The sequence below is a fragment of the Variovorax glacialis genome (genome assembly GCF_051216375.1).
Classification (GTDB): domain Bacteria; phylum Pseudomonadota; class Gammaproteobacteria; order Burkholderiales; family Burkholderiaceae_C; genus Variovorax.
Genome location: NZ_JBPJZT010000007.1, coordinates 265,038 through 291,383, shown reverse-complemented (window position 1 = coordinate 291,383; position 26,346 = coordinate 265,038). Strand labels below are relative to the sequence as shown.

Below are 26,346 nucleotides of genomic sequence, written 5' to 3'. Positions count from 1 at the left end.
GGGGCCGCGCGGGCCGTCCGGTACGACCATTCATCCCGTACGCAGACTTCGCCCGGCTGGAGACAAACGGCATCGAGACGTGGTTGCGTTCCCTCCTGCAACCATCGACGAAACAAGGACTCCCCGTGAAGAAGCCATTCAGCCTCGCAAGCGCCGCCCTCGCGGTCGCAGCACTCGCCGCCGCCGCCCACGCGGGCACGCCGCTCGCCCAGGCGCACAACCCCTACCTCGCGCAGTCGTACAACAACCAGACGCACTGGGACGATGCCGCCTCCGACAGCACCAGCATCGCCGTGCCGCGTGGCTTCTTCGAGGTCACGCCCGAGTCGGTCCAGCTGATCCCGAACGAATCGGTCGGCCTGCCCTCCATGAGCGACAGCGTCGCCGGCCAGGAAATCCAGTGGTGGTGGTCGGGCTTCGGCCTGCGCAAGGTGAGGGCCGAAGGCGGAAAGCTGGTCGAGATCGCCCGCGCCGACATCCCGGTGAAGCTGCCGAACTTCGCGCCCGTGAGCGCAGAGGAACGCCGCGCGCAGGCGACTGCCATCCAGAAGTTCATCGAAGCGAAGGATGAGAAGGGCCTGCTCGACTACCTGAAGTCGCAGCCCAACCGTGCATCGACGGCCTCCTCCGACCAGATCGCCAATGGCGCCGTGTACGCGGTGCTGACGCGTGACGACGCCTTCATCGGCTGCAACGGCCGCCAGGTGTTCCGCATCGACCAGCAGGACCCGAAGAACCCCGCCTCCGGCATGAAGCCGGCGCGCTTCACCACCCTGCCCGTCTCGCTCTTCGACAACGAACGCGCCCGCGCCAAGACGCACTTGCCCGGCGACATGTCCTTCGGCCTGGGTATGACCTTCAACGGCTACCTCGTGGTCAACACGCTGGGCGGCAAGGTCATCACGCTGAACCGGGAGACGCTCGAGATCATCGACACGTACACCACCGCCGGCGCCGACGAGTCGTTCATGAACAGCTTCGCCACCGGCCCGGAGGCCAATGGCGGCGCCGTGTACGTGGCGTCCAACACGACCATGTATCGCCTGGTCGTCGACGCCAACGGCAAGATCCACGCTGACGAGGCCAGTGGCGCCTGGGCGGCGAAGTACGACCGCGGCATCCAGATGCCCCCGCCCAAGATCGGCGACGGCACGGGCTCGACGCCCACGCTGATGGGCTTCGGCCCGAACGACGACAAGCTGGTCGTCATCACCGACGGTGCAAAGAAGATGCGCCTCGTGTCGTTCTGGCGCGACGGCATCCCCGCGGGCTGGAAGCAGAAGCCCGGCACGCAGTCGCCGCGCATCGCCGACCAGATCGAGGTCGACATGGGCCCGGGCCTGGACATCGTGCAGTCGGAGCAATCCGTGTCCGTCTACGGCGACCAGGCTTTCGTGGTCAACAACATCCTGACCAAAGAGGAGCCCCAGCTCAGCCGCGACAGCTTCTATGTCAACCTGGTCAACGGCGCCACGCGACCCGGGCCGGTCGGCGCGGCCGGCTTCAAGTGGGACAACGGCAAGCACGCCTGGGCGCAGCAGTGGTCGCGCAACGACGTGTCGTCGATCTCGATCGTTCCGATGATCAGCGGCGGCAGCCACATGGCCATCATTGACGGCTACTTCGCCGGCCGCTGGGGTGACCGCCACCACATCGGCATGGACCTGGACACGGGCAAGACGGTGATGAGCATCCGCACCGGCACCAACCCGATGTTCAACGGCATGTACGCCCCGATCAAGGTCGATGCGGACGGACACCTGCTCTACGGCATGGCCTTCGGCATGGTGCGCGTGGACACCTCGAAGATGAAGCGCATCGAGCCCTGAGCCGTCGAGGCCTGTCCACCCGGAATTGCCCTCCCCCCACACCGGGGGGTCGGGCGCGGCGCAGCCCCGCGCATCCTGCGTGCATGAAGACCTCCTCCTCCCCCCAGCCCTCCGCTTCCATGAACCCCGAACCGACCCGCCTCGCCGCACGCGGCATGCCGCTGAGCCTGCGCTCGCAACGGCCGGACCGCGACGTCCGCGCCTTCCTGCGCTGGTTCAACCTGGCGCCGGGGCGCATCGAAAACCGGTCCGTGCCCACGCAGCGCAAGCTCTGGCGGCTCATGGCGCTGGCCCTGGGGCGCCGGCCCCGGGTGGCTTCGGTGACGCAGCGGACGATCGCCGGGCCCGGCGGGCCGATCGAGCTGCGCATCTTCTCGGGCGCACCTTCGAAGCAGCCGAGGCCCGCGTTCCTGTGGTGCCATGGCGGCGGCTTCATCGTCGGCGACCTGGACTCCGGCGATTCGATCTGCCGCAGCATCGCGCTGGCCACCGATTGCGTGGTCATCGCCGTGCGCTACCGGCTCGCGCCCGAGCATCCGCTGACGGCCGGCCGCGAGGACTTCCTCGAAGCGCTGCAATGGGTGGCACAGTTCGGTGGCAGTCTCGGCATCGACCCAAGCCGCATCGCCATCGGCGGCGATTCGGCCGGCGGCAACATCTGCGCCGCGGTGGCGCAACACGTGCTGCGCAACAACGGGCCCAGGCTGAGCCTGCAGGTGCTCGCCTACCCGGCCACCGACCTGGTCGCGGAGTTTCCTTCGCTGGAGGAAAACGCGAGCGGCTACCTCATCACCGAACGCCTGCTGCGCGGCGTGCTGGCGCACGTCGGCGACATCCCCGATGCGGACGACCCCTGGCTCTCGCCCCGCCGGCAGCCCGACCTGAAGGGTGTCGCGCCCGCGATGGTCATCAGCGCCGGCTTCGATCCGATCCGCGACGACGGCCTGGACTATGCCGCGCGCCTGCGCGACGCCGACGTGCCGGTGGACCTGCTGCACTACGCCGGGCAGATCCACGGCTTCCTCAATTTCGATTCGGTGATCGACGCGGGCCGTGACGCCCTGCATCGCATCGCCGGTGCCCTCGACAGGGCCTTCGCAGGCGACGCCGCATCCGACCGCACGATCGAGGTCGCGGACGCGGCGCGCGCCGCGCCGGCCTGGCCTCTCCGGCCGATGACCGAACTGCTGATGACCTCGCTGACCGGCTGGGCCACCGCGGAGCGCGTCTGGCTGGCGCTGTTCGGCCGACTCTCCGCGACCACCGACCACGCAGCCCGCCGGCTTCTCGAATCGCGCCTCGTACCCGGTGCCTTCCTGCGCCGCAGCGCGGCGGCGCACACCCACGCGCTCGAAGCGCGTCAGACCTGGCCCCATGCCACGAGCCTGCAATGCGCGCCGTCGCGAAAGCCCCATGAATCCTCTCCGCCATCCGCAGGGGCGCAAGCCACGCCAGGCCGTGGCACACGGAAGCGGGTACCCAAGGAAACCTCCACATGATTCCCAAGCAGATCCTCGACCCCCTGGCGATGTGGCGCGATGCCATCGACCGCCTCGAAGGCGGTGTCAACAACCTCACCACGCGCAACATGGAGACGGAGCAGTTCTCGCAGGCGCTCGCGCTCGTGCTGCGCGCATCGCTCGGCACGCACCATCTGCTCGACAAGAACCTGGCCCGTGTGTACGAGCGGCTGGGCTTGCCGAGCCGCGGCGAGGTCGAGGCGATCGCCGCCAGCGTGCGGCGCATCGAGGACAAGCTCGACATGCTGCTGCCGCCGCCCGCACCGGCACATCGGCCCGCCCGCACGAAGCGCGCGCCGGAAGCCGCGCCCGCCGCGCTGGCGATCGACGCCGCACCCTCTGAAACGAAAGCCGCGACCGTCGGTGCCCGTGCCAAGGTGCCTTCCGCCGCTCCGGCGGCCCCGCGCGCCCGTTCATCGAAGCGCAAGGGGTGACGCATGAACGCCGCCGTCAAAACTGAAGACGCGTCCCTCACGCAGCGCCTGCGCACCGAGGTCGACCGCGCTATCCAGCGCAGCTTCAAGGGCCTCGAATACCTGGGCTCGCCGGCACCGGCCGTCGGCACCACGCCCCGCAGCCTCATGCACCGCCGCGGCACGCTCGGCCTCTACCACTACCACCCGCAAAGCGCGGAGGTCTATCGGGTGCCGCTCCTGCTGGTGATGGCGACGACCAACAAGAGCTACATCTTCGACCTGGCACCGGGCCAGAGCCTGATCGAGTTCCTGCTCAAGCGCGGCTACGACGTCTACGTGATGGACTGGGATGCCCCCACCCTCGACGAGAAGCGCCTGAAGTTCGAGGACTACACGCTCGACTTCATTCCCGACTGCTTCCGCCGCGTGCAGGAACGTTCGGGCGAACAGGATGTCACGCTGGTCGGCTACTGCATGGGCGGCGTGCTGTCGACCATCTACGCCGCGCTCCATCCGGAAGGCCCGCTGAAGAACCTCGTGTGCTTCACCACGCCGATCGACTGGAAGAAGATGACCCTGTTCCAGTCGATGGCCGACCAGCGGCATTTCGACGTGGACCGGCTGGTCGACACGCTGGGCAACGTGCCCTCGCAGGTAGTGATGGGCGCCTTCGAGGCGCAACGCCCGGCCGGGCGCGTCGCCGCGCAGGTGCGCCTGTGGGACAACATGTGGAACGACCAGTACGTCAAGGGCTACCGCATGATGGACCGCTTCGGCGCGGAAACGCTGCCGCTCGCGGGCGAGTACCTGCGCCAGACCGTCAAGGAACTGGTCTGGAAGAACCGGCTGTACGACAACACCCTGCGCGTCGGCGGCCGCACCGTCGACATCCACGCCATCACCGTGCCCCTGCTGCACGTGACCGCGCAATACGACCACCTGGTGCCGCCCGAATGCGCCGCACCGCTCGTGGCGCAGGCGGGTTCGCCCGACAAGGAACAGATCACGTTGCCGGGCGGACACGTCAGCCTGGTGGCCGGCCCCAATGCGGTCAAGCGCATGTGGCCCGCACTCGACCAATGGCTTGGAAAGAGATCCGAATGAACGACATCACCACTCCCCGCGCCTATCCGCGCAAGCACCTCATCGGCAACGCGACCGTCGAAGTCGAGCTGCTCGAACCTTCGCAGGGCGCCGAGGTCGCCCGCTTCGTGCAGAAGCTGCCGACACATGACCTGCTCTTCGTTCGGCGCGACCTGAGCCATCCGAAGGTGGTGACCGCGTGGCTCGACTCCGTGGCCGAGGGCAGCATCACCAGCCTGGCCGCGCGCTGCAATGGCGAGCTGATCGGCTGCACCGCCATCGTTACCGACCCGCGCTCCTGGTCGCGCCACGTGGCGGAGCTGCGCGTCATGACCTCGCCCGCGTGGCGCGGCCGCGGGCTCGGTCGACTGCTGATCCAGGAGTGCTTTGCGCTCGCGCTCGGCCTGGGCCTGGACAAGCTCTACGTGCAGATGACGGTCGACCAGCGCTCGGCCATTGCCGTTTTCGAGGAACTCGGCTTCAGGGCCGAGGCGGTGTTGCGCGACCACGTGAAGGACCGCGACGGCACCACCTACGACCTCGCCATCCTCAGTCATCACATCGCCGAGGTACAGGCCCGCTTCGAGGTCTACGGCGTGGCCGACGCGCTCGGCGGCTGACCGCTTTTTTGACAACGACGGAGACAAACCATGCAACTCACACAGACGCTGCGCCGCACGGCGCAAATCTTTCCCCGCCGCACCGCCACGGTGTTCGGCGAACGCCGCCGCAGCTGGTCCGAAACGGCCAACCGCGTCGCACGACTCGCAGGCGGCATCGCGTCCATGGGCGCGGAGCCCGGCGACCGCGTGATGATCCTGGCGGGCAACAGCGACCGCTACATCGAATCCGTGTTCGCCATCCTGTGGGCCGGCTGCGTGGCGGTGCCCGCCAACACGCGCTGGGCGCCGGCCGAGCATGCCTACGCGTTGCAGGACAGCATGCCGACGCTCTTCATGGTCGACCAGGACTTCGTCGAGATGGCGCGCAAGCTGCCCGGCGTCGACGCGCGCCGCACCATCTACATGGGCGACGACGCACAGGCCGGCATCGCCTCGTACGAGGCCCTGATCGCCGACAACGCGCCGCTCGCCGACCGCGCGGGACAGGGCCACGACATGGCCTGCATCATGTACACCGGCGGCACCACGGGGTTTCCCAAGGGCGTGATGCTCTCGCACGACAACCTGACGATGGCCACGATGAGCTTCGCGCTCGAATGCCCGTACGAGCAGGACACGGTGTTCCTGCACGTGGCCCCCATGTTTCACCTGGCCGCGCTCAGCTCGATGTTCAGCTACACGGCGGCCGGCGCCACGCAAGTGATCGCGCCGCGCTTCGACCCCGCGCTGATCTGCAACCTGATCGCGACGGAGAAGGTGAACATGACGCTGATGGTGCCGACGATGATCGACTTCATCGACCGCTACCTTCAGGCCGTGCCGACCGACGTGGGTTCGCTGCGCAAGATGATCTACGGCGCCGCGCCCATCTCCGAGGCGCTGCTGCAGCGCGTGATGAAGAGCCTGCCGAATGTCCAGCTCTACCAGGGCTACGGCCAGACCGAGATGGCCGGCGGCGTGGTCGTGCTGCGCCCCGAGTTCCACGCGCTCGAAGGGCCGAACGCGCGCCTGCTGCGCGCCGCGGGCCGCTGCAGCCCGGCGACGGAAGTCCGCATCGTCGATGACGACATGAACGAAGTGCCTCGCGGCACCGTCGGCGAGATCGCGGCACGCGGTCCGACCGTGATGCTGGGCTACTGGAACAAGCCGGAGCAGACGCGCGCCGCCATCGAGGACGGCTGGCTGCGCAGCGGCGATGCGGCGTACATGGACGAGGACGGCTTCATCTTCATCGTCGACCGCAAGAAGGACATGATCGTCTCGGGCGGCGAGAACGTTTACTCGGCCGAAGTGGAAAACGCCCTCTCGCGCCATCCGGCGGTGCTGGAATGCGCGGTGATCGGCATCCCGCACGAGCAATGGGGCGAGGCCGTGCACGCGGAATTGCGCCTGCGCGACGGCGTCGACGTCGACGAGGAAGCGCTCAATGCGCATTGCGCCGAACTCATCGCCGGCTACAAGCGCCCGCGCTCCTACAACTTCCGCAAGGAACCGATGCCGCTGTCGGCGGCCGGCAAGATCCTCAAGAACGAGCTGCGCAAGCCGTACTGGGAAGGTCGAGAACGACGGGTGGCTTAATCACCCCCGAGGCGCCTTCGGCACCTCCCCCTCAAGGGGGCGATACCAGTGGCCCGGCGAAGCCGGTTCCACGGTATCCCTGGACTTGGGGTGTGACGGTTTCGAGCGTTGGGGCGAGATTGAACGTCTTGCGAGTTGGGGCGGTGGAGGGTGAGCCCTGCGTCCGGGGTGGCGATTGCGATGCGCGGGCCGCTGCCGCGGCGCGCACTTCGAGGAGACATTGACGCAGGAGTGCCAAGGTGGGCCTCGCTTTCGCTCAGGACGCGTCGGCGCTGTCGCCTTGCAGGCCGAGGCCCTGGTGGCGCAGGCGGGCGATGGCGGCGGGGTCGAAGCCCCAGTCGCGCAAGGCCGCCGCGCCGTGCTCGCCGCGCTCTGGCGCGCATCGGGGCACGGGCGAAGGCGTTGCGGAAAAGCGCGGCGCGGGTGCGGGCTGGATGACGCCGCCCACTTCCATGAAGCTGTCCCGTGCGCGGTGCTGTGGGTGGCTGGGCACTTCGCTGAAGCCGAGCACCGGCGCAACGCAGGCGTCGCTGCCTTCGAACACGTCGCACCACTGCGCACGCGTGCGGCTGGCGAAGGTCTTCTCGAAGACTTCACGCATCCGGGGCCAGCCCTTGCGGTCGTATTGCGGCGACAGGCCGGCGTCCGCGAGGCCGAGCTTGTCGATCAGCTCCGCGTAGAAGCGGCCTTCCACCGCGCCGACCGTCATGTATTGGCCGTCGCTCGTCCGATAGGTGTCGTACCAGGGCGCGCCACCGTCGAGCCAGTTGCTGCCGCGCTGCTCTTTCCAGCCACCCGAGGCGATCATTCCCCAGAAGACCGATCCGAGTTGGGCCGCGCCTTCGACCATGGCTGCGTCGACGACCTGGCCCGCGCCGCCACGCTGCACGTTGAGCAATGCGGCGAGCACGCCCATGGCCAGCAGCATGCCGCCGCCACCATAGTCGCCCACGAGGTTGAGAGGCACCGTGGGCTTGCCGCCTGCCGGGCCGATGCCGGAGAGCACGCCGGAGAGCGCGATGTAGTTCAGGTCGTGGCCTGCACGTTCGGCCATCGGGCCGGTCTGGCCCCATCCGGTCATGCGCCCGTAGACGAGGCGCGGATTGCGCGCGAGCACCGCGTCGGGGCCGAGGCCCAGCCGCTCCATGGCGCCGGGCCGAAAGCCTTCAATGAGCACGTCCGCGCGTTCGATCAGTTCGAGCGCGGTGGCCACGGCCTCCGGCTGCTTCAGGTCGAGCGTGACCGAGCGGCGCCCGCGGCCGGTGATGTCGATGCGCGGGCCGCTCTTGGGCGGGCCCAGGTCCGAATGCGCCACGGGACGATCGATGCGGATCACATCGGCGCCCATGTCCGCGAGCAGCATGGTGCCGAAGGGGCCGGGGCCGATCGCCTCGAATTCCAGGACGCGAATGCCGGACAAAACACCCATTGAAGTCTCCATTTGGTTCAGAAGGCAGCGCCCCGCGCACACGGGAAACGAGGCCTGCCGATTCGATGAGGCGAGTAGATCAGCAAACGCCGCCCGGCCCCCCTACCCCTATCGGGTAGTGGGGGCCGACAGGGATACACCGCGGGCACATGCTGCTGCACAATGCCCCGCTGCGCCGGCTTCCACGCCGCAACCCGACCCCTCATGCCACCTCGCACCGTACCGATCGCTCCGCCGCGAGCGCAGCCAGAAGCAGCGCCGAACGGCAGTCCGGGCGCCGCCATGGCGGTGCAGCGCTCGGGCGTCGGCATCGTGGCGCGAGAGCGCCTGCTGGCGCGCCTGCTCGAAGCGCGGCGGCTGCGCTGCATCACTGTCACCGGCCCGGCCGGTTCGGGCAAGTCGACCTTGATCGCCGCATGGCGGCAGGCGCTCGTCCCGCTGGGCACCGATGTCGCCTGGTTCACGTCGACCGCCGACGACAACCAGCCCGCCCGCTTCCTCGACGGCCTGCTGGCCAGCGTGGCCCGGATCGACCCGGCGCTGGTTGGCGAAGCGGCACGCTCGCGCAACCCAACCATCGAGTCGGATCCCGACGGCATCGAGCGCCTCGCCATCTCGCTGGTGCGCGGCATCGCCGCCCACCCGCGCGACCTGCTGCTGGTGCTCGACGACGTGCACCACCTGACCCACCCTGCCATCCAGGATGCGCTCCAGTGGCTGCTGGACTACGCCCCGCCCAACCTGCACATCGTGCTGGCATCGCGCGGCGCAGTGCGTCTTTCCCTCGACCGGCTGCGCAGCCAGTCGCAGACGCTGGAACTCGACCAGCGCGACTTGCGCCTGACGCCGGCGGAAAGCGCGCAATACCTCAAAGCCCAACTCGGCGACGAGGCTGACGCGCGCACCATCAGGACCTTGCACGACCTGAGCGACGGCTGGGTCGCGGGCCTGCGACTTTTCACGCTGGACTGGAAGAAGAAGCAGATCGAAGCCGGCCGCGCCGGTCCGGGCGAACCCTTTGCGCGCCTGCCGGCGCGCGACGCGCTCGCGGTGACGCAGTATTTCGAGCAGGAGGTGCTGTCGCTGCTCGCGCCCGCCGAACTCGACCTTCTTGTGCGCGCGGCCGCCTGCAGCCGCTTCTGCGCACCCCTCTGCGCCGCGTTGCTGGACACGCCGGAGGCGGTCGCCGAAGCTTCGGCGCTGCTCACGCGGCTGGACGGCAACGATCTCTTCGTCTTTCCTGTCGAAAGTCAGTCACCCGAAGCCTGGTACCGCCTGCATCCGCTGCTGCGAGAAACGCTGTTGGCGCGTTTCGCGGCGCTCGACCCGTCCACCCGCCAAGCCGTGCACGCACGCGCGTTCGCCTGGTTCCGCGACAAGGGCCTGCTGGAAGACGCGGTTCGCCATGCCGTGCAGGCCGGTCAGCCGGCCCAGGCCGCGGCGCTGATCGACCAATGCGCGCAATCGCTCATCGTGCGTGGCGAACGACGCGAACTCGTCGCGCTGCTGCACCAGATGCCGCCCCGCCAGATCGAAGAGAGCTTCAGGATGCGCCTGTGGCTGGCGCGCGCGCAGTTCTTCGAGCGCGATACGGATGCGTGCGTCGAGACGCTCGACGGGCTGGCCCGCGACCTTCCCGCCGATTCGGCGGTGCTGCGCTTTCATCTCGCGACCTTGCAGGCTGCGCTGGCCGTGCAGCGCGACGACACCGCTGCCGCCCTGGCGATCCGCCCGCAACTGCTCGACGTGCCGCCGGATGCCGAACCGCTGGCCGTCGGCGCGCGCAACAACATCCTGTCGTGGCTGCACACGCAGCAGGGCGAATACGAGAAGGCCCGGCGCCTGCTGCTGGACGCACCGACGCTGCTGGTGGATGGCGCGCCCCTGGTCGCGTCGGCGGCCGGCAGCCTGCAGGGCCGCTGCCTCGTGGGCCTCAGCTATGCGCTGGAGGGCCGGATGACGCAGGCGGAGCGCATCTTCCGCGCCGTGGCCGCCGAGGCCGAGCAAGGCGGCAAGGCCTGCGCCGACGCGTGGTACCTCGCACTCAGCCTGCTTTCCGACGTGCTCTACGAGCTCAACGATGCACGCCAGGCACTCGCCCTGCTCGAGAACAAGGTCGACATGCTGGAGCGCATCGCCATGCCCGATGCCGTCCTGCGCGTCTACCGGGTGCTCGCCGCGGCCAACTGGCAGGCCGGCAACCCCGTCGCGGCCTTTGCGCATGTCGACCGGCTGCAGGCCTACGGCACGAGGAACCAGCTCGATCGCCTGCTGGCGCATGGGTTGGGGGACGAAGTGCATTACCGGCTGCTGCTCGGCGAACTGACCGCCGCCGAGGCCGCGCTTGCACGGCTCAATGCCATCGAGGCGCGCCACGCCTCGGCGTCCTCGGGCGCGCCCGACGAAATCGGCGAAGTGGCGCAACGCGCCCGCATTCGCCTGACCGCGACGCTGGGCGACTTCGAGTCCGCCGCATCGCAACTCGCCACGCTCATCGCGCAGTGCGAAGAGCGCGGCCGGCAGCGCACTGTCGCGCACCTGCTGGTAAAGAGCGCGGCTGTCGATGCACGGCTGGGCCGCTATGGCCCGGCGCGTCAGAAACTGCTCGATGCCTTGCGACGCGGCCACCGGCTGGGCTTGCTGCGCAGCCTGATCGACGCGGACCCGGCGGCCCGCACCATGATGGGCGAGCTCGCGCAGACCGAGTCGCTCGACCCGGTGCTGGCCTTCTACGTCGAGCGGCTGCAGGCCATCCGCGCCCGGCCGGACATGCCGGCAGCGGAAGTCGAAGCCAGGCCAACCCTGCGCGCCGCGATGGCGGCGGATCTCGACGCCTTCAGCGAACGCGAGATCGAGATGCTGCGCTTGCTCGCCCAGGCGAAGCCCAACAAGAAGATCGCGCGTGCGCTCGGCCTCTCGCCCGAGACGGTGAAGTGGTACCTGAGCCGCATCTACAGCAAGCTGCGCGTCGCCGGCCGCGACGAAGCGGTCGCGCGGGTGCGCGACCTGGGCTGGGACGTCGATGGCCCGGGCGGGGTCGCAGCGCCCGCCTGAGGCGCGGCACCACCCGGCGCGGGTGGGTCCCTGGCGGAGAGTGCGGCGGATCATGCCGCACACCGACGCAAAGAGGACACCATGCCGAGCGACATCATCCCGCTGCGCGAGTCGCAGCTCTCGATCGACGAAGACGGCGTGGCCGTGTTCACGCACCAGCGCCCGGCCGCACGCAATGCCCTGTCGATGGAACTGCGCGCCGACTACAAGGACATGCTCAACCATGTCGAGAACGATCGCCGCGTGCGTGCGCTGGTCCTCACCGGCGCCGGCGGCAGCTTCTGCGCGGGCGGCGACCTCAAGGGGCGACTGACCAGCACGGACCCGGACTTCCGCACCGCCCATGCCCTGCGGCGCCGCCTGCAGGACGGCCATGGCTGGGTCCGGCGCCTGCATTCGCTCGAAGTGCCTGTCATCGCCGCGGTCGACGGTCCGGCCGTCGGCGCGGGCTTTTCGATCGCGCTGGCCGCCGACTTCATCCTGGCTTCCACGCGCGCCGTGTTCTGCATGTCTTTCGTCAAGGTCGGGCTGATCCCCGACCTGGGCGCCTTCCACTTCCTGCCGCGCGCCGTCGGCCTGCCGATGGCCAAGGAACTGGCGCTCACCGCGCGCCGCGTGAGTGCCGCCGAAGGCAAGCAGCTGGGCTTCGTCCACACCCTGCACGAACCCGATGCGCTGCTGCCCGACGCCATCGGCTTCGCCCGCCGCTTCGTCGCGGGCCCGCGCGAGGCCATGGGCCTGACCAAGAACCTGATGAACAAGAGCTTCGAAACCTCCTACGCCACCCTGGCCGAACTGGAGTGCACCGCGCAGGGCGTGGCCTCGACGGCGCCCTACCACGACGCCGCCGTCGAAGCCTTCCTGCGCGGAGAGCCGGCCGCCTTCGACTGGGACCGCATCCCGGGTTGAGCCCGCCCCCCATCCGGAGTGGGGGCTACCCGCTCCCCGAGGATTAACTTCGAAACCCGAGCACAGAGACCCTGGTGGAGACAAATTCATGCAAGTGACCCGCAACGTCTTTCGAGACGACCACGAGATGTACCGCGAGACGGTGCGCCGCTTCATCGAGCGCGAATGCCTGCCGCGCCAGAAGGCCTGGGACGACGCCGGCCAGGTGGATCGCGAGACATGGCTGAAGGCCGGCCGCGAAGGCCTGCTGTGCGCATCGCTGCCGGAACAATACGGCGGTGGCGGCGGCGACTTCGGCCATGCGGCCGTGTTCGGCGAGGAGTTCGCGCGCTCCGGTGTCAGCGGCCCGGCCTTCGGCATGCACTCGGACATCATCGCGCCGTACATCCTGCGTGCCGGCACCGAGGAACAGAAGCAGAAGTGGTTGCCCGGCGCCGCCTCCGGAGAGATCATCCTGGCGATCGCGATGACCGAGCCGGGCACCGGCAGCGACCTCAAGGCGGTGCGGACCACGGCCGTGCGCGAGGGCGACGAGTACGTCATCAACGGAAGCAAGACCTTCATCAGCAACGGCCTCACGGCGGACCTGATCATCGTGGTCTGCAAGACCGACCCGGCCGCCGGCGCCAAGGGCATCAGCCTGATCGCGGTCGAGGCGACGCGCGCGGGCTTCCGCCGGGGACGCAAGCTCGAGAAGGTCGGCCAGTACGCGCAGGACACGGCCGAGCTCTTCTTCGACAACGTGCGCGTGCCCGTGACGAACCGCCTCGGCGAGGAAGGCAAGGGTTTCAGCTACCTGATGGGCGAGCTGCCGCAGGAACGCTTCACCATCGCGATCTCCGCCGCCGCACGCCTGGAGCGCGCGCTGCAGACCACCATCGACTACGTGAAGGACCGCCGCGCCTTCGACGGCACGGTGTGGGACTTCCAGAACACCAAGTTCAAGCTGGCCGACATCAAGGCGCAGGCGGTGGCCGTGCGCACCATGATCGACTACTACATCGCCGAGCACATGCGCCGCCGCCTGACGCTCGAAGAGGCGGCGATCGCGAAGCTCTTCGCGACCGAGACGCTGGGCAAGGCGCTCGACGAGATGGTGCAACTGCACGGCGGCTACGGCTACATGCTGGAGTACCCGATCGCACGCGATTTCGTCGATTCGCGCGTGACACGCATCTATGGCGGCACGAGCGAGGTCATGCGCGAGCTGATCTCAAGGGGGCTCTGAGCACCCCCAGGCTGCGCGCACTTCGTGTCGCTACGCCTACCCCCTTGCAGGGGGCAGTACCGGCGGACCGGCGGAGCCGGTTCCGCAGTACTTCCCGAAAAGACAACTGAATCAACAGGAGCAGTGAGATGACAAACAAGGTATTCGTCGCGGGGGTCGGGATGATCCCCTTCAAGAAGCCGGGCATGAGCGAGCCCTATGACGTGATGGGCGAGCAGGCAATCCGCGCGGCGCTGGCCGATGCGGGGCTGGACTACACCGATGTGCAGCAGGCCTATGCGGGCTATGTGTACGGCGACTCCACCTGCGGCCAGAAGGCGCTTTACCGCGTCGGCATGACCGGCATCCCGGTGCTCAATGTCAACAACAACTGCGCCACCGGTTCGTCGGCGCTGTTCCTCGCCCGGCAGGCGGTGCAGAGCGGCGCGGTCGACTGCGCGCTGGCTTTCGGCTTCGAGCAGATGAACCCAGGTGCGCTGAAGTCGCGCTGGGACGATCGCGCGCCGGCGCTCGAACGGGCGCAGAAGGTGGTCGACGAACTGGTCGGCCGGCCCGAGATCCCGTCGGCCATCCGCCAGTTTGCGGGCGCCGGACGCGCGCACATGCAGAAGTACGGCACAAAACTGGAGACCTTCGCGAAGATCCGCGCCAAGGCCAGCCGCCATGCCGCGAACAACCCGCTGGCCGTATTCCGCAATGTCGTATCGACCGAGGACGTGATGGCCTCGCCGATGCTGTGGGACGGCGTGATCACGCGCCTCATGGCCTGCCCGCCGACCTGCGGCGGCGCCACGGCGATCGTGGTCTCGGAGGCCTTCGCCCGCAAGCGCGGCCTGCGCACGGACGTGCTCATCGCCGGCCAGTCGCTCGCGACCGACCTCCCGAGCACCTACGACGCCAAGGACATGATCCGCGTCGTCGGCTTCGACATGACGCGCCTGGCTGCGCAGCAGGCCTATGCACAGGCCGGCGTGGGCCCCGAGGACATCGACGTGATCGAACTGCACGACTGCTTCGCGCAGAACGAACTCCTGACCTACGAAGGCTTGGGCCTGTGCGGCGAAGGCGAAGCCGAGAAGCTGGTGAACGACGGCGACAACACCTACGGCGGCCGCTGGGTCACCAATCCTTCGGGCGGCCTGCTCTCCAAGGGTCATCCGCTCGGCGCGACGGGCCTCGCCCAGTGCTACGAACTCACGCACCAGCTGCGCGGCACGGCGGACCAACGCCAGGTGCAGGACGCGAAGGTCGCGCTGCAACACAACCTCGGCCTCGGCGGCGCAGGCGTGGTCACGATCTACAAGAAGGTGTCCGCATGATCGACAAGAAGCACATCGGCATGAAGCTGCCGGTCTACAAGGCGACGGCGGAAGCCGGGCAACTGCGCTTCTTCGCCAAGGCCATCGGCGAGACCGATCCGGTCTACATCGACGAGTCCGCCGCGCGCGATGCCGGCCACCCCGGGCTGCCGCTGCCGCCGACCTTCCTGTTCTCGCTGGAGTTCCAGATTCCGTCGAACGCATGGCGCGACGAGCTGGGGATCATCACCTCGCGCATCCTGCACGGCGAGGAAACCTTCAAGTACCACCGCATGGCCTACGCCGGCGACACGCTGCAGTTCGAGACGCACATCGCCGACATCTACGACAAGAAGGGTGGCGCGCTGAGCTTCGTGGTGCGCGAGTCGCGAGTCACCAACCAGCGCGGCGAACACGTGGCGGACCTCCGAAGCGTGCTCGTGCACAAAAACGCATGAAGGCAGGAACACAAACCATGAGCCAACCCACATTCGCGGCCGTCAACGTCGGCGACACCCTGCCCGTGCTGGAACTCCCGGCCATCAACCGCACCACGCTGGCCCTGTTCGCAGGTGCCTCGGGCGACCACAACCAGATCCACATCGACACCGACTACGCCCGCAAGGCCGGCATGGTCGACGTGTTCGCGCACGGCATGCTGTCGATGGCCTACCTCGGCCGGCTGCTCACGCAGTGGGTCGACCAGCGCCGGATCCGCAGCTTCGGCGTGCGCTTCACCGGCATCACGCACCTGGGCCACAGGATCACCTGCAGCGGCAAGGTGGTCGAGAAATTCGAAGCCGATGGCGAACAACGCGTGAAGCTCGAAATCGAAACCCGCAACCAGTACGGCGACACCAGGATCGTTGGCGAAGCCGTGATCTCGCTCTCCCCCAGGCTCGCTCACTTCGTGTAGCCGCCTACCCCCTCGCCGGGGGCAGCACCAGCGGCCCGGCGAAGCCAGTTCCGCGCTGCTCCCCGCACAGAGACCCAATCCATCTCAATCAATCAACCCAGGAAGAAGACATGAAAACACTCGACGGCAAAGTGGCACTGGTCACCGGTTCGGGCCGCGGCATCGGCCAGGCCATCGCCATGAAGCTCGCCAGCCAGGGCGCGCGCATCGTCATCAATGACCTCGACGCCGATCCGGCGCAGGAAACGGTCGAGCTGCTGAAGAAGAGCGGCGCCGAGGCCGTGGCCTGCCCGGGCAACGTCAGCGCGCCGGACTTCGCCGAGCGCTTCATCAAGACCGCGGTCGACAACTACAAGGGCATCGACATCATCGTCAACAACGCCGGCTTCACGTGGGACGACGTGATCCAGCGCATGAGCGACGAGCAGTGGTACGGCATCCTCGATTGCCACCTCACCGCGCCCTTCCGCATCCTGCGCGCCGCCTACCCGGTCATCAAGGCGCAAGCCATGGCCGACCAGGAAAAGGGCATCGAGAACTTCCGCAAGGTGGTCAACATCTCGTCGACCTCCGCGCTGAACGGCAATGCCGGCCAGATGAACTACTCGTCGGCCAAGGCCGGCGTGATCGGCATGACGCGCGCACTGAGCCGCGAATGGGGCCGCTTCAAGGTCAACGTCAACGCGGTGGCCTTCGGCCTCATCCACACCCGCATGACGAGTGCCGATGCCAAGGCCGGCGCCACGATCAACATCGAGGGCAAGGACATCCGCGTGGGCCTGAACCCCGAACTGCTCAAGTCGCACGCGCAGCGCAATCCGCTGGGCCGTGGCGGCTCGCCGGAAGAAGCGGCCGGCGCGGTGTACCTGTTCTGCCTGCCCGAGTCGAACTACATCACCGGCCAGGTCGTGGCCGTGGCGGGCTCGCCGCAGTAACTGCGCGCTGCGTGGGGACGTCGGCGGGCGCTGGGTCCGCCGACGGAAGTCGATCTAAAAGAATTCTGGAGACAGGCCGCATGACCACCCTCGCCACCGAAGCCATCGCGCCACCGCCGGCGCGCTATCGACCGGTGCCCTATGAGATCCGCAAGGCCGTCTGCGAACGGCGTGCCGACGGCACGCTGATCCTGCGCTCGCCGATCGTTCCCAGGCCCACGGGCCGCACCGGCTTTGCGGGTTTCATCCCCCACTGGGCCGAAAAGCGCGGCGACGCGCCGGCCTTCAACGAGCGCGACGCGCAAGGCGCCTGGAAGCGCATCACCTGGATGCAGATGTGGCAGCAGGTGCAGGCGATCGGCGCCGCCCTGCTCGAACTCGGCCTCGGCCAGGACCGCCCGCTGGTGGTGCTGTCGCCCAACTCGCTCGAACAACTCGTGCTGCTCATGGCCGCCGAATACGTGGGCGTACCGGTGGCGCCGGTGTCGCCGGCCTATTCATTGCTGAGCCGCGACTTCGCACGGCTCAAGGGTGTCTGCGAACTGGTGCCGCCTGCGGCGCTGTTCGTGCAGGACGCCGCTACCTACGAGCGCGCCATCGCCGCGCTGGGTTGCCCGGATGCCCCGGTCATCGCGGTGCACGGCGCCACGGCGGGCCAGCACGCATGGGCCTCGCTGGGGTCCATCGAACTCACCGCGGAACGACGCGAAAAGGTCGCGGCGGCCCACGCGGCGATCCGGCCCGAGGACGTGGCCAGGATCCTCTTCACTTCCGGCTCGACGGGCGTTCCCAAGGGCGTGCCCATCAGCTACAGCAACCTGCAAGCCTGCGCGGCCAATCTCTCGAACATGTTCGCGAGCCTGGCCGGACAACACGAGCCGCCGGTCTTCCTCGACTGGCTGCCCTGGCACCACGCGCTGGGCGGCGTGCTCAACATCGGCCGCTCGGTGCTGCTCGGCGCCACGCACTACATCGACGACGGCAAGCCGTTGCCGGGGATGTTCGATCGCACGGTGCGCAACCTGCGCGAGGTCTCGCCGACCGTGTTGACCAGCGTGCCCGCCGCCTGGGCCCTGCTGGCCGCGGAACTCGAACGCGACCCGCAGCTTGCACGCAGCGTGTTCGCGCGCGTCATCAACTTCGGTTACGGCGGCGCAAGCCTGCCCAAGGACGTCAACGAGCGCATCCAGCGCGTGGCCGAGCGCACCGTGGGCGAGCGCATCGTGTTCGGCACCGGGCTGGCATCGACCGAGACCACCGGCGTCGGCACCTACCGCACGTGGGTCAGCGACGACCTGGCCAACATCGGGGCGCCCGCACCCGGCACCGAACTCAAGCTGGTGCCGCTGGACGGCGACCGCTACGAGATCCGGGTGCGCGGCGCCCACAACTTCACCGGCTACGTCGCGCGGCCCGATCTCACGGCAGCGGCGTTCGACGAGGAAGGTTTCTTCCGGCTCGGCGACGCCGTGCGCCTCGTCGACATGGCGGACCCCGCCAAGGGCATGCGCTTCGACGGTCGCGTGGCGGAAGACTTCAAGCTCGTCAACGGCACCTGGGTGCGCACCGGCTCGATCCGCCTCGGCCTGATCGAGCGCTGCGCGCCGCTGATCACCGACGCCGTGATCTGCGGCCATGACCAGGACTACGTCGCGGCGCTCGCCTGGCCCAACGTGGCCGCCTGCCAGAAGCTCGTGCCCGAACTCGCGGGGATGGACGCCGCCGGGATGGTGACGCATCCCGCGCTCATCGAGGCCTTGAGCGAAAGGCTGCGGAGGGACAAAGGCAGTGCCAGCCTGCGGGTCGAGCGGCTGATGCTGATGGCCGAGCCGCCCTCGATGGACGCCAACGAGATCGCCGACAAGGGCTACGTCAACCAGGCCACGACCCGCTCGCGCCGTGCCCACCTGGTCGATGAACTCTTCCAGCCGCAGCCCGGCGCCCACGTGGCGCGTGCGTGCGCATAGGCCCACGCGTTTCGACAATACCGGAGACAAAACCATGCGTACCGTGAAAGCACTCATCGGCATCGCTGCCCTCGCCTGCGGCGTCCTTGCCTTCTCGCAGGACTACCCGACCCGGGCCATCACCCTCGTCGTGCCCGCGCCGCCGGGCGGCGCGACCGACGTGCTGGCCCGCGTTCTGGCGGAGGAAATGGGCAAGAGCCTGAAGCAACCCGTCATCGTCGACAACAAGCCCGGCGCCTCGGGCATGCTCGGCGCGTCGGCCGTGGCCCGCGCCGCGCCGGACGGCTACACGCTCTTCCTGTCGCACGCCGCGCCGATCTACTACGCGCAGTACATGTTCTCGAAGGTGCCGTACGACGTGAAGCGCGACTTCGCGCTCATCACCGAGATCTGCTCGGCCAGCCTGGTCTTCGCGGTCGGCAAGGAAGTGCCCGCGCGCAACATGAAGGAGTTCATCGCCTGGGCGCAGACGCAGAAGGGCAAGGTCAACTACGGCTCCTTCGGCGTCGGCTCGTCGAGCCACCTGATGATGGCGTACCTCGGCGAGTCGCGGCACCTCGACATGACCCACGTGGCCTACAAGGGCGAGGCGCCGATGATCCAGGACATGATCGGCGGCCAGATCCCCGTGGGCATCGGCACGCTGGGCTCCATGGCCCCGCACATCGCCAGCGGCAGCCTGCGCCCGCTGGCCATCATCGGCGACAGTCGCCTGTCGGACATGCCGAAGGTGCCGACGATGGCGGAAGCCGGGTTCCCGGACGAGGAGTTCAAGCCGCTCGGCGGCGTGATGCTGACCGCGCCTGCCAAGACGCCGGCACCGGTCCTCGCGAGGCTCGAGAAGGAAGCGCGTGCCGCCGTTCAGACCGCGGCGATGAAGGCGCGGTTCCAGATGTACGGGCTCGTTGCCATGGGCAACAGCTCGGCCGAGTTCCGGAAGAACTTCGAGGCCAGCGGGCCCATCGTCCAGAAGCTGGTGCAGGTGTCGGGCGCGAAGGTGGACTAGGCGCCGCCCTCCCGCATCCACGAGACTGCCTCGTCGCGGCCGGCCACGCCGAGCTTGCCGTAGATGTTCTTCAGGTGCCACTTCACGGTGTCGATGGAAAGGCCGAGCGCCAGCGCGATCTTCTTGTTGGGCATCGCCTGGGCGAGCAGGCCCAGCACGTCGCGCTCCCGTTCGCTCAACGGCTCGACGGGGCGCTTCGTCGCACTGCCCGACGCCACGGTGGCGTGCGCCGCGTCGGCGGCGACAGGCACCCTCCCCGCACTGATCAGCCGCTCCGCATAGAAACCCAGCACCGGATCCAGCGAGGCGTCCTTGGCGACGTCCGCGACCAGCGCCGTCACGGACGGATCCGCATCCAGCAGACTGCGCACGAGCCCCAGCCGATGGCCGCGCCGCAGCGCCGCCAGCGTGCATTCCCTGGCTGCCTCGATATGCCCGCGGCGCCGCTCGATGGCCGCCTGCATCAGCTTCAACTGCGCCACCAGCCGTTGCCGTCCGCGCATCTCGATGTTGGCGATCAGCGGCTCGATGCGCCGTGCCGCATCGTCGGGATCCCCCCGCGCCATCGACCACCGGATGCGCGCCCGCTCGGCGATCACCGAAATCTCCATCAGCGCGCTCTGGGCCGCATCGGCATGTCGCGCATCGATCGCGTCGAGGCGCTGCATCGCGGACTCGGCCGCGGACGGGTCGCCCATCTCCATGCGGTAGTGCGCCTGCAGCGCCAGGCTGTAAACCAGCAGCCGGTCGAGGCCCAGCGAGACGCTGTAGTCCTCCAGCCGCTCCAGGTAGGCCATGCCTTCCATCCTTCGGCCGGCCACCCAATGCGAGGCCGCGAGGGTGCGGTGGACGCGCAGCACGGAGTCGGGGATCGACACGCGCTCCAGCGCATCGACGCGGTCTTCCAGCAGTTGCACCGCGGCGTCGGTTTCGTCGTGCTCGTAGAGCACTTCGCCCAGCAGCGCGGTAGCGAGGTACGCCGGGTCGACGCAGGCGCTGCCGCCCTCGTTGGCCTCGCGCAGCACGTCGCGGTAGATGCGCTCGGCCTGCGTCATGCGGCCTTCCATCGCGTAGCTCAGGCCGACCAGGGCGCGCCCCTGCAGGGTGCCCGAAGGCGTGCCGCGCAACGGGACGCCATTGATGAGACGGATCGCGTTGTCCTGCTGGATGCGCCGCGCCAGCTCGTAGTCGCCGCGGTGCATGTAGAGCCACGTCAGGATGTTGTCGCGCCCGCCGATGGTCATGGCATCCGCGCCCTCGGGCACGGCCAGCAGGCGCGGCAGCAGGGCCATGGCGGCGTCGGTGTCGTCGCGTTGCACCGCGAGCGTCCCTTCCATCATGGTGAGCGCGTAATGGCTCATGGCGTCGTCGGGCGGAATGTCCTTGCGCAACTGATCGATGAGCGCAGAAAAGGCATCGAACTCTCGCGCGAACAGCTGGACCCGGATCATCCACAGGCGCAGGCCGACGCGCGCCTGCACCTGGGCCGGCGGCAACTGGCGCACCAGGCCGATGAGCTTGCGCAGTTCACCGCCCACGGCCAGGTCGCGCGCGGACTTCTCGACCAGCGCGGCCGCGGCGGCGCCCTCGCCCGCCGCCACGCCTTGCCGCACCGCTTCGTCGATGAGGCCGTGGTCGCGGAACCATTGCCACGCGATGCGGTGGACCTTCAGGCGCTCGGCCTCGCTGCGCTGGCCCAGGCGATCGCGCAGGGTTTCGCGCAGCAGCGGGTGCAGGCGGTACCAGGTGTCGCGCTCGGTACTTTCCACCGGCACGATGAAGAGGTTCTCGGCTTCGAGCCGCGCGAGCAGCGGCGCCATGCCCGTGTCGCTTTCAGGGAGTCCGAGCAGCACGGCGCACATCGGCGCGCAGAAGCGGCTGCAGGCCGAGACGCTGATGAGCAGTTCCAACTCCTGCGGCGACAGGCGCGACAACACTTCCTTCTCGAAATAGACCGCAAAGGCCTGCGGGTCCTGCACGTGCGTGCGGACGAAGTCGCCGGGGGCCTTGGCATCGCCCTGGGCGGCACCCAGCTCGTGCCGGCGCTTCTTCCAGTTGATGGCCAGCAATTGAAGACCGGCGGCCCAGCCGTCGCAAAGGTCATGCAATTGCATCGCGTCGCGGTGGTCGATGGTGCCGAGCTGGCTCTGCAGGAAGCGCTCCGATTCCGCCGCCGAGAAGCGCAGGTCGCGCACGTCCAGTTCGAGCAGCTGGCCTTCGGCGCGAAGCCGGTCGAGCGACAGCGGCAACGCCCCGCGGGAGGCCATCATCAGGTGCAGGTTGGCCGGCGCGTAATCCAGCAGCCATTGCAGCGCCTCGTGGATGCGCGGATCGGTCAGGTGGTGCAGGTCGTCGAGCACCAGCACCAGGTCGCGCGGGTGGGCGGCGACGGAGCGCACCAGCGCGATCAGCGTGCGCTCGACAGCCTCGCTGTCGATGCCGCGGCCGGCGAAATCGGCCGCCGCCTGCGTCACGGCAGGGGCCGCCTGCGCCAGGCTGGCGAGCAGGTAGTCGAAGAAGCGGGTCGGCTCGTTGTCTTCCGCCGTCAGGGTGAGCCAGGCGACGTCGAAGCCCAGCGGCAGCAGCGCCTGGCGCCAGGCGACCAGGGTGGTGGTCTTGCCGCAGCCGGCCGGGCCCTGCAGCACCAGGCAGCGGCGGCGGCGCGCCTCCATCAGCCGGGCCAGCAGCGCCTCGCGCGCCACGACGCGGACCGCGCTGCGCGGCGGGACCATCTTGGTGCTGACCAGCGCCTTCAGTGCCGAAGCGTCGGATGGGATTCGTGCGGGATCGGTTGTCTTTTGGGGCATGGGCAGGGTCGCCATTGTGGCTCGCCTGCCACCCGATCGGGGTAGTGAGGTTACGGGGGGTGGCTCCCAGAATCACCCACAGACAAGGAGACCCCGTGAACATCAACCGTACCGTCTACCGCGAAGACCACGAAATGCTGCGCGAGACCGCGCGCCGGTTCTTCGAGCGCGAATGCCTGCCGCGCCAAGCCGAATGGGACAAGGCCGGCCGCACTGACCGCGAGACCTGGCTGAAGGCCGGCCGCGAAGGCCTGCTGTGCGTGACCGTCCCCGCCGAATACGGCGGCGGCGGCGGCGATTTCGGCCATTCCTGCGTGCTGGCCGAGGAGCTGCACCGCTCCGGCGTCTCGGGCTTCAGCCTCTCGGTGCACTCGGACATCACCGCGCCCTACATCGTGCGCTTCGGCACCGAGGAACAGAAGCAGCGCTGGCTGCCGAAGATCTGCCGCGGCGAGACGATCATGGCCATCGCCATGACCGAGCCGGGCACCGGCTCCGACCTGAAGTCGATCCGCACGACGGCCGTGCGCGACGGCGACGAATACGTCATCAACGGCAGCAAGACCTTCATCAGCAACGGCCTGAACTGCGACATGGTGCTGGTCGCCTGCAAGACCGACCCGAAGGCCGGTGCCAAGGGCGTGAGCCTGATCATGGTCGAGGCCGACCGCGCCGGATTCCGCCGTGGCCGCAAGCTCGACAAGGTGGGTCAGCCGGCCGCCGACACCACCGAGCTCTTCTTCGACAACGTGCGCGTGCCGGTCGACAACCTGCTGGGCGAAGAGAACAAGGGCTTCGTCTGCCTGATGCAGGAACTGGCGCAGGAGCGCCTGATCATCGCCGTGTACTCGGCCGCCAAGCTCGAGCGCCTGTTGGAGCAGACCATCGAATACGTGAAGGAACGCAAGGCCTTCGACGGCACGGTGTGGGACTTCCAGAACACCAAGTTCAAGCTGGCCGACGTGAAGGCACAGGCGGTGGCCGTGCGCACGATGGTCGACTACTACATCGGCGAGCACATGACGCGCCGCATCTCGGTGCAAGAGGCCGCGATCGCCAAGCTGTTCGCGACCGAGACGCTGTGGAAGTGCATCGACGAGATGGTGCAGCTGCACGGTGGCTACGGCTACATGCTGGAGTACCCGATTGCACGGGCGTTCACGGACTACCGCATCACGCGCGTGTTCGGTGGCACCAGCGAGGTCCAGCGCGACCTGATTTCAAGAAAGCTTTGACCTCCCCCAGGTGTTCTTGGCTAACCCCCAGGCTTCGCGCACTTCGTGTCGCTTCGCCTACCCCCTTGCAGGGGGCAACACCAGCGGCCCGGCGGAGCCGGTTCCGCGGTGTTCCACCAATCAGTCAATCTAGGAGCGCTTCATATGTCCGAAAAAGTAATCGTCGCCGGCGTCGGCATGATCCCCTTCGCCAAGCCGGGCCAGAGCCTGAGCTACACCGCGATGGGCGCCGAGGCCACGCGCCGGGCGCTGGCCGATGCGGGCGTGGGCTACGACGTAGTTCAGGAAGCCTACGTGGGCTATGTGTACGGCGACTCGACCTCGGGCCAGACGGCGCTGTACGAAGTGGGCATGACGGGCATTCCGGTCGTCAACGTCAACAACAACTGTTCCACCGGCTCGACGGCGCTGTACCTGGCGCGCAAGGCGATTGCATCCGGCGACGCCGACTGCGTGCTGGCGCTGGGCTTCGAGCAGATGCAGGCCGGCGCGCTCAAGGCCCAGTACACCGATCGCCCGCCGACGCGCGAGCGCTTCCTGCCGGTGCTGCACGGCCTCACGGCCGACATGGACGGCATGCCGCAGGCGCTGCGAACCTTCGGCGGCGCGGGGCGTGAATACATGGCGCGCTACGGCTGCAGCATGGAAACCTTTGCCGCGGTGCGCGCCAAGGCCAGCCGCCATGCGGCCAACAACCCGCTCGCCCTCTTCCGCACTGTCGTGACTACCGAGGAAGTGATGGCCGACAAGGTGTTGCTGCCCGGCGTGATGACGCGCCTGATGGCCTGCCCGCCGACCTGCGGCGGCGCCGCGGCCCTGCTGGTATCGGAGCGCTTCGCGAAGAAGCACGGCCTGCGCACCGACGTGCAGATCCTGGCGCAGTCGATGACGACCGACCCGGTCGAATCCTTCGAGCCGCCCTCGATGCTGAGCTGGGTCGGTACGCACATGACGAAATCGGCCGTGAGCCGCGTCTACGAAGCAGCCGGCGTCGGCCCCGAGGACATCGACGTGTGCGAGTTGCACGACTGCTTCGCGCAGAACGAAGTCATCAGCTACGAGTCGCTGGGCTTCTGCCCCGAAGGCGGCGCCGAGAAGTTCGTGAACGACGGCGACAACACCTACGGCGGCAAGATCGTGGTGAATCCCTCGGGCGGCCTGCTGTCGAAGGGCCATCCGCTGGGCGCGACCGGACTGGCGCAGTGCTACGAACTCACGCACCAGTTGCGCGGCAGCGCGGACCAGCGCCAGGTGGAAGGCGCCCGGCTCGGCCTGCAGCACAACCTGGGCCTCGGCGGCGCTTGCGTCGTCACGCTCTACGGCAAGAACTGAGCGCCATGGACCTCCAGCTGAGCCCGAGCGAGACCGCGTTTCGCGACGAGGTGCGCGCCTTCATCCGCGACCGGCTGCCCGCCGAGATCCGTGAACGCCTGAGCAAGGGCCATGCGGCCCGCAAGCAGGACATCGTGGCGTGGCAGCGCATCCTGCACGAGCGTGGATGGGCGGCACCGCACTGGCCGCGCGAATACGGCGGCGCCGGGCTCGGCACCGTCGAGCGCCTGATCCTCGTCGAGGAACTGCAACGCGCCGCGGCGCCGCAGCCGCTGCCCTTCAACGTGGCGATGCTCGGCCCGGTGCTGCTGCGCTTCGGCACCGAGGAACAGAAGCGCTTCTTCCTGCCCAGGCTGGCGCGGCTCGACCTGTGGTTCTGCCAGGGCTTCTCGGAGCCGGATTCGGGCTCGGACCTAGCCTCGCTGCGCACGCGCGCGGTTCGCGATGGCGACGAGTACGTGGTCGACGGCCAGAAGATCTGGACGACGTCGGCCCACCATGCCGACTGGATCTTCGCGCTGGTGCGCACCGAGCAGGCCGCGCGCAAGCAGGACGGCATCTCCTTCCTGCTGATCGACATGAAGACGCCGGGCGTCTCGGTGCGGCCGATCGTTTCCATCGACGGGCAGCACCACCTGAACGAAGTCTTCTTCGACAAGGTGCGCGTGCCGGTCGCCAACCTCGTCGGCGAGGAAGGACGTGGCTGGGACTGCGCCAAGTACCTGCTGGCAAGCGAGCGCACCAACATCGCGAGCATCGGCCTGTGCTGGGAGCGGCTGGGGTACGCCCATGAACTGGCCGGGACCATCCGCCAGGGCGGCAAGCGCCTGATCGACGACACGAAGCTGGCCGCCGAACTGGCCCTGCTCGGCGCGGAAGTGCGTGCGCTGGAGCTGACCAACTGGCGCTTCCTGCTCGACCCGGAGATCGGTCGCAAGAACCCGGGCTTCGCTTCGGTGCTCAAGGTCAAGGGCTCCGAGACCCTGCAGGAGCTGACATCGCTCATCGCCCGCCTTGCCGGCCCCGCCGGACTGGAACGGCGCGACGGCGAAGGCGATGCCGCCCTGCACCCGCTCGCTGCCGCGTCACCGCGCTACTTCTTCTATCGCGCAGCCACCATCTACGGCGGCTCCAGCGAAGTGCAGAAGGACATTCTGGCCAAGACGCTCCTGGGATAAGCC

At 68.5% G+C, this 26,346-nt stretch carries 20 protein-coding genes; 18 read left to right on the top strand and 2 right to left on the bottom strand.

Features of this window, described 5'->3' with window-relative positions:
- Positions 1-125 precede the first annotated feature (125 nt).
- From ACSFBL_RS20410 to ACSFBL_RS20385, 6 genes are all read left to right on the top strand, one after another.
- Entirely contained in the window at positions 126-1,829 is a 1,704-nt protein-coding gene (locus ACSFBL_RS20410) for a hypothetical protein (protein WP_435517637.1), read from the top strand.
- 83 nt (positions 1,830-1,912) lie between these two features.
- Positions 1,913-3,328, top strand: a complete 1,416-nt coding sequence (locus ACSFBL_RS20405; RefSeq protein WP_435517636.1) for an alpha/beta hydrolase — start codon at positions 1,913-1,915, stop codon at positions 3,326-3,328.
- On the top strand, positions 3,325-3,783 hold the full coding sequence (locus ACSFBL_RS20400; protein WP_435517635.1) for a hypothetical protein: 459 nt from the start codon (positions 3,325-3,327) through the stop codon (positions 3,781-3,783). The genes ACSFBL_RS20405 and ACSFBL_RS20400 overlap by 4 nt, the downstream gene beginning before the upstream one ends.
- Before the next feature lie 3 nt (positions 3,784-3,786).
- Positions 3,787-4,869 (top strand): alpha/beta fold hydrolase, encoded by a 1,083-nt coding sequence (locus tag ACSFBL_RS20395; RefSeq protein ID WP_435517634.1) that lies wholly within the window; start codon positions 3,787-3,789, stop codon positions 4,867-4,869.
- Positions 4,866-5,468: a GNAT family N-acetyltransferase gene (locus ACSFBL_RS20390; RefSeq protein WP_435517633.1), complete on the top strand. Its 603-nt coding sequence runs from the start codon at positions 4,866-4,868 to the stop codon at positions 5,466-5,468. The genes ACSFBL_RS20395 and ACSFBL_RS20390 overlap by 4 nt, the downstream gene beginning before the upstream one ends.
- A 30-nt stretch (positions 5,469-5,498) precedes the next feature.
- A complete protein-coding gene (locus ACSFBL_RS20385) occupies positions 5,499-7,049 on the top strand; it encodes a long-chain-fatty-acid--CoA ligase (protein WP_435517632.1) in 1,551 nt (516 codons plus the stop codon).
- 256 nt (positions 7,050-7,305) lie between these two features.
- Here the strand turns inward: ACSFBL_RS20385 and ACSFBL_RS20380 are convergent, their stop codons facing one another.
- Positions 7,306-8,478 (bottom strand): CaiB/BaiF CoA transferase family protein, encoded by a 1,173-nt coding sequence (locus ACSFBL_RS20380; protein ID WP_435517631.1) that lies wholly within the window; start codon positions 8,476-8,478, stop codon positions 7,306-7,308.
- Positions 8,479-8,682: 204 nt separating this feature from the next.
- Here ACSFBL_RS20380 and ACSFBL_RS20375 point away from each other — a divergent pair, with 204 nt between their 5' ends.
- The 9 genes from ACSFBL_RS20375 to ACSFBL_RS20335 all read left to right on the top strand — a co-directional run bounded on the left by ACSFBL_RS20375 (position 8,683) and on the right by ACSFBL_RS20335 (position 19,791).
- The gene (locus ACSFBL_RS20375) at positions 8,683-11,532 is read left to right on the top strand and encodes a winged helix-turn-helix domain-containing protein (protein ID WP_435517630.1); all 2,850 of its coding nucleotides are present in this window, start codon (positions 8,683-8,685) and stop codon (positions 11,530-11,532) included.
- 81 nt (positions 11,533-11,613) lie between these two features.
- Positions 11,614-12,441 (top strand): enoyl-CoA hydratase/isomerase family protein, encoded by an 828-nt coding sequence (locus ACSFBL_RS20370; protein WP_435517629.1) that lies wholly within the window; start codon positions 11,614-11,616, stop codon positions 12,439-12,441.
- Positions 12,442-12,529: 88 nt separating this feature from the next.
- Entirely contained in the window at positions 12,530-13,669 is a 1,140-nt protein-coding gene (locus ACSFBL_RS20365; RefSeq protein ID WP_435517628.1) for an acyl-CoA dehydrogenase family protein, read from the top strand.
- Between the two features lie 128 nt (positions 13,670-13,797).
- Complete coding sequence (locus tag ACSFBL_RS20360) at positions 13,798-14,988, top strand: lipid-transfer protein (RefSeq protein ID WP_435517627.1); 1,191 nt, start codon at positions 13,798-13,800, stop codon at positions 14,986-14,988.
- Positions 14,985-15,425 (top strand): MaoC family dehydratase N-terminal domain-containing protein, encoded by a 441-nt coding sequence (locus ACSFBL_RS20355; RefSeq protein ID WP_435517626.1) that lies wholly within the window; start codon positions 14,985-14,987, stop codon positions 15,423-15,425. Before ACSFBL_RS20360 ends, ACSFBL_RS20355 begins: the two co-directional genes overlap by 4 nt.
- Positions 15,426-15,442: 17 nt before the next feature.
- Positions 15,443-15,883, top strand: a complete 441-nt coding sequence (locus ACSFBL_RS20350) for a MaoC family dehydratase (RefSeq protein WP_435517625.1) — start codon at positions 15,443-15,445, stop codon at positions 15,881-15,883.
- Between the two features lie 110 nt (positions 15,884-15,993).
- Positions 15,994-16,818, top strand: a complete 825-nt coding sequence (locus ACSFBL_RS20345; RefSeq protein WP_435517624.1) for an SDR family NAD(P)-dependent oxidoreductase — start codon at positions 15,994-15,996, stop codon at positions 16,816-16,818.
- An 80-nt stretch (positions 16,819-16,898) separates the two neighbouring features.
- Entirely contained in the window at positions 16,899-18,785 is a 1,887-nt protein-coding gene (locus tag ACSFBL_RS20340) for a feruloyl-CoA synthase (protein ID WP_435517623.1), read from the top strand.
- A 34-nt stretch (positions 18,786-18,819) separates the two neighbouring features.
- Positions 18,820-19,791, top strand: a complete 972-nt coding sequence (locus tag ACSFBL_RS20335; RefSeq protein ID WP_435517622.1) for a Bug family tripartite tricarboxylate transporter substrate binding protein — start codon at positions 18,820-18,822, stop codon at positions 19,789-19,791.
- On the opposite strand, the gene ACSFBL_RS20330 is transcribed toward ACSFBL_RS20335, so the two are convergent.
- The gene (locus ACSFBL_RS20330) at positions 19,788-22,598 is read right to left on the bottom strand and encodes a winged helix-turn-helix domain-containing protein (RefSeq protein WP_435517621.1); all 2,811 of its coding nucleotides are present in this window, start codon (positions 22,596-22,598) and stop codon (positions 19,788-19,790) included. The genes ACSFBL_RS20335 and ACSFBL_RS20330 overlap by 4 nt on opposite strands.
- Before the next feature lie 95 nt (positions 22,599-22,693).
- On the opposite strand from ACSFBL_RS20330, the gene ACSFBL_RS20325 reads away from it, so the two are divergent.
- The 3 genes from ACSFBL_RS20325 to ACSFBL_RS20315 all read left to right on the top strand — a co-directional run bounded on the left by ACSFBL_RS20325 (position 22,694) and on the right by ACSFBL_RS20315 (position 26,343).
- Positions 22,694-23,833, top strand: coding sequence for an acyl-CoA dehydrogenase family protein (locus ACSFBL_RS20325; RefSeq protein ID WP_435517620.1), 1,140 nt, complete (start codon positions 22,694-22,696; stop codon positions 23,831-23,833).
- A 144-nt stretch (positions 23,834-23,977) separates the two neighbouring features.
- A complete protein-coding gene (locus ACSFBL_RS20320) occupies positions 23,978-25,165 on the top strand; it encodes a lipid-transfer protein (protein WP_435517619.1) in 1,188 nt (395 codons plus the stop codon).
- 5 nt (positions 25,166-25,170) lie between these two features.
- Positions 25,171-26,343, top strand: a complete 1,173-nt coding sequence (locus ACSFBL_RS20315; RefSeq protein ID WP_435517618.1) for an acyl-CoA dehydrogenase family protein — start codon at positions 25,171-25,173, stop codon at positions 26,341-26,343.
- Positions 26,344-26,346 lie beyond the last annotated feature (3 nt).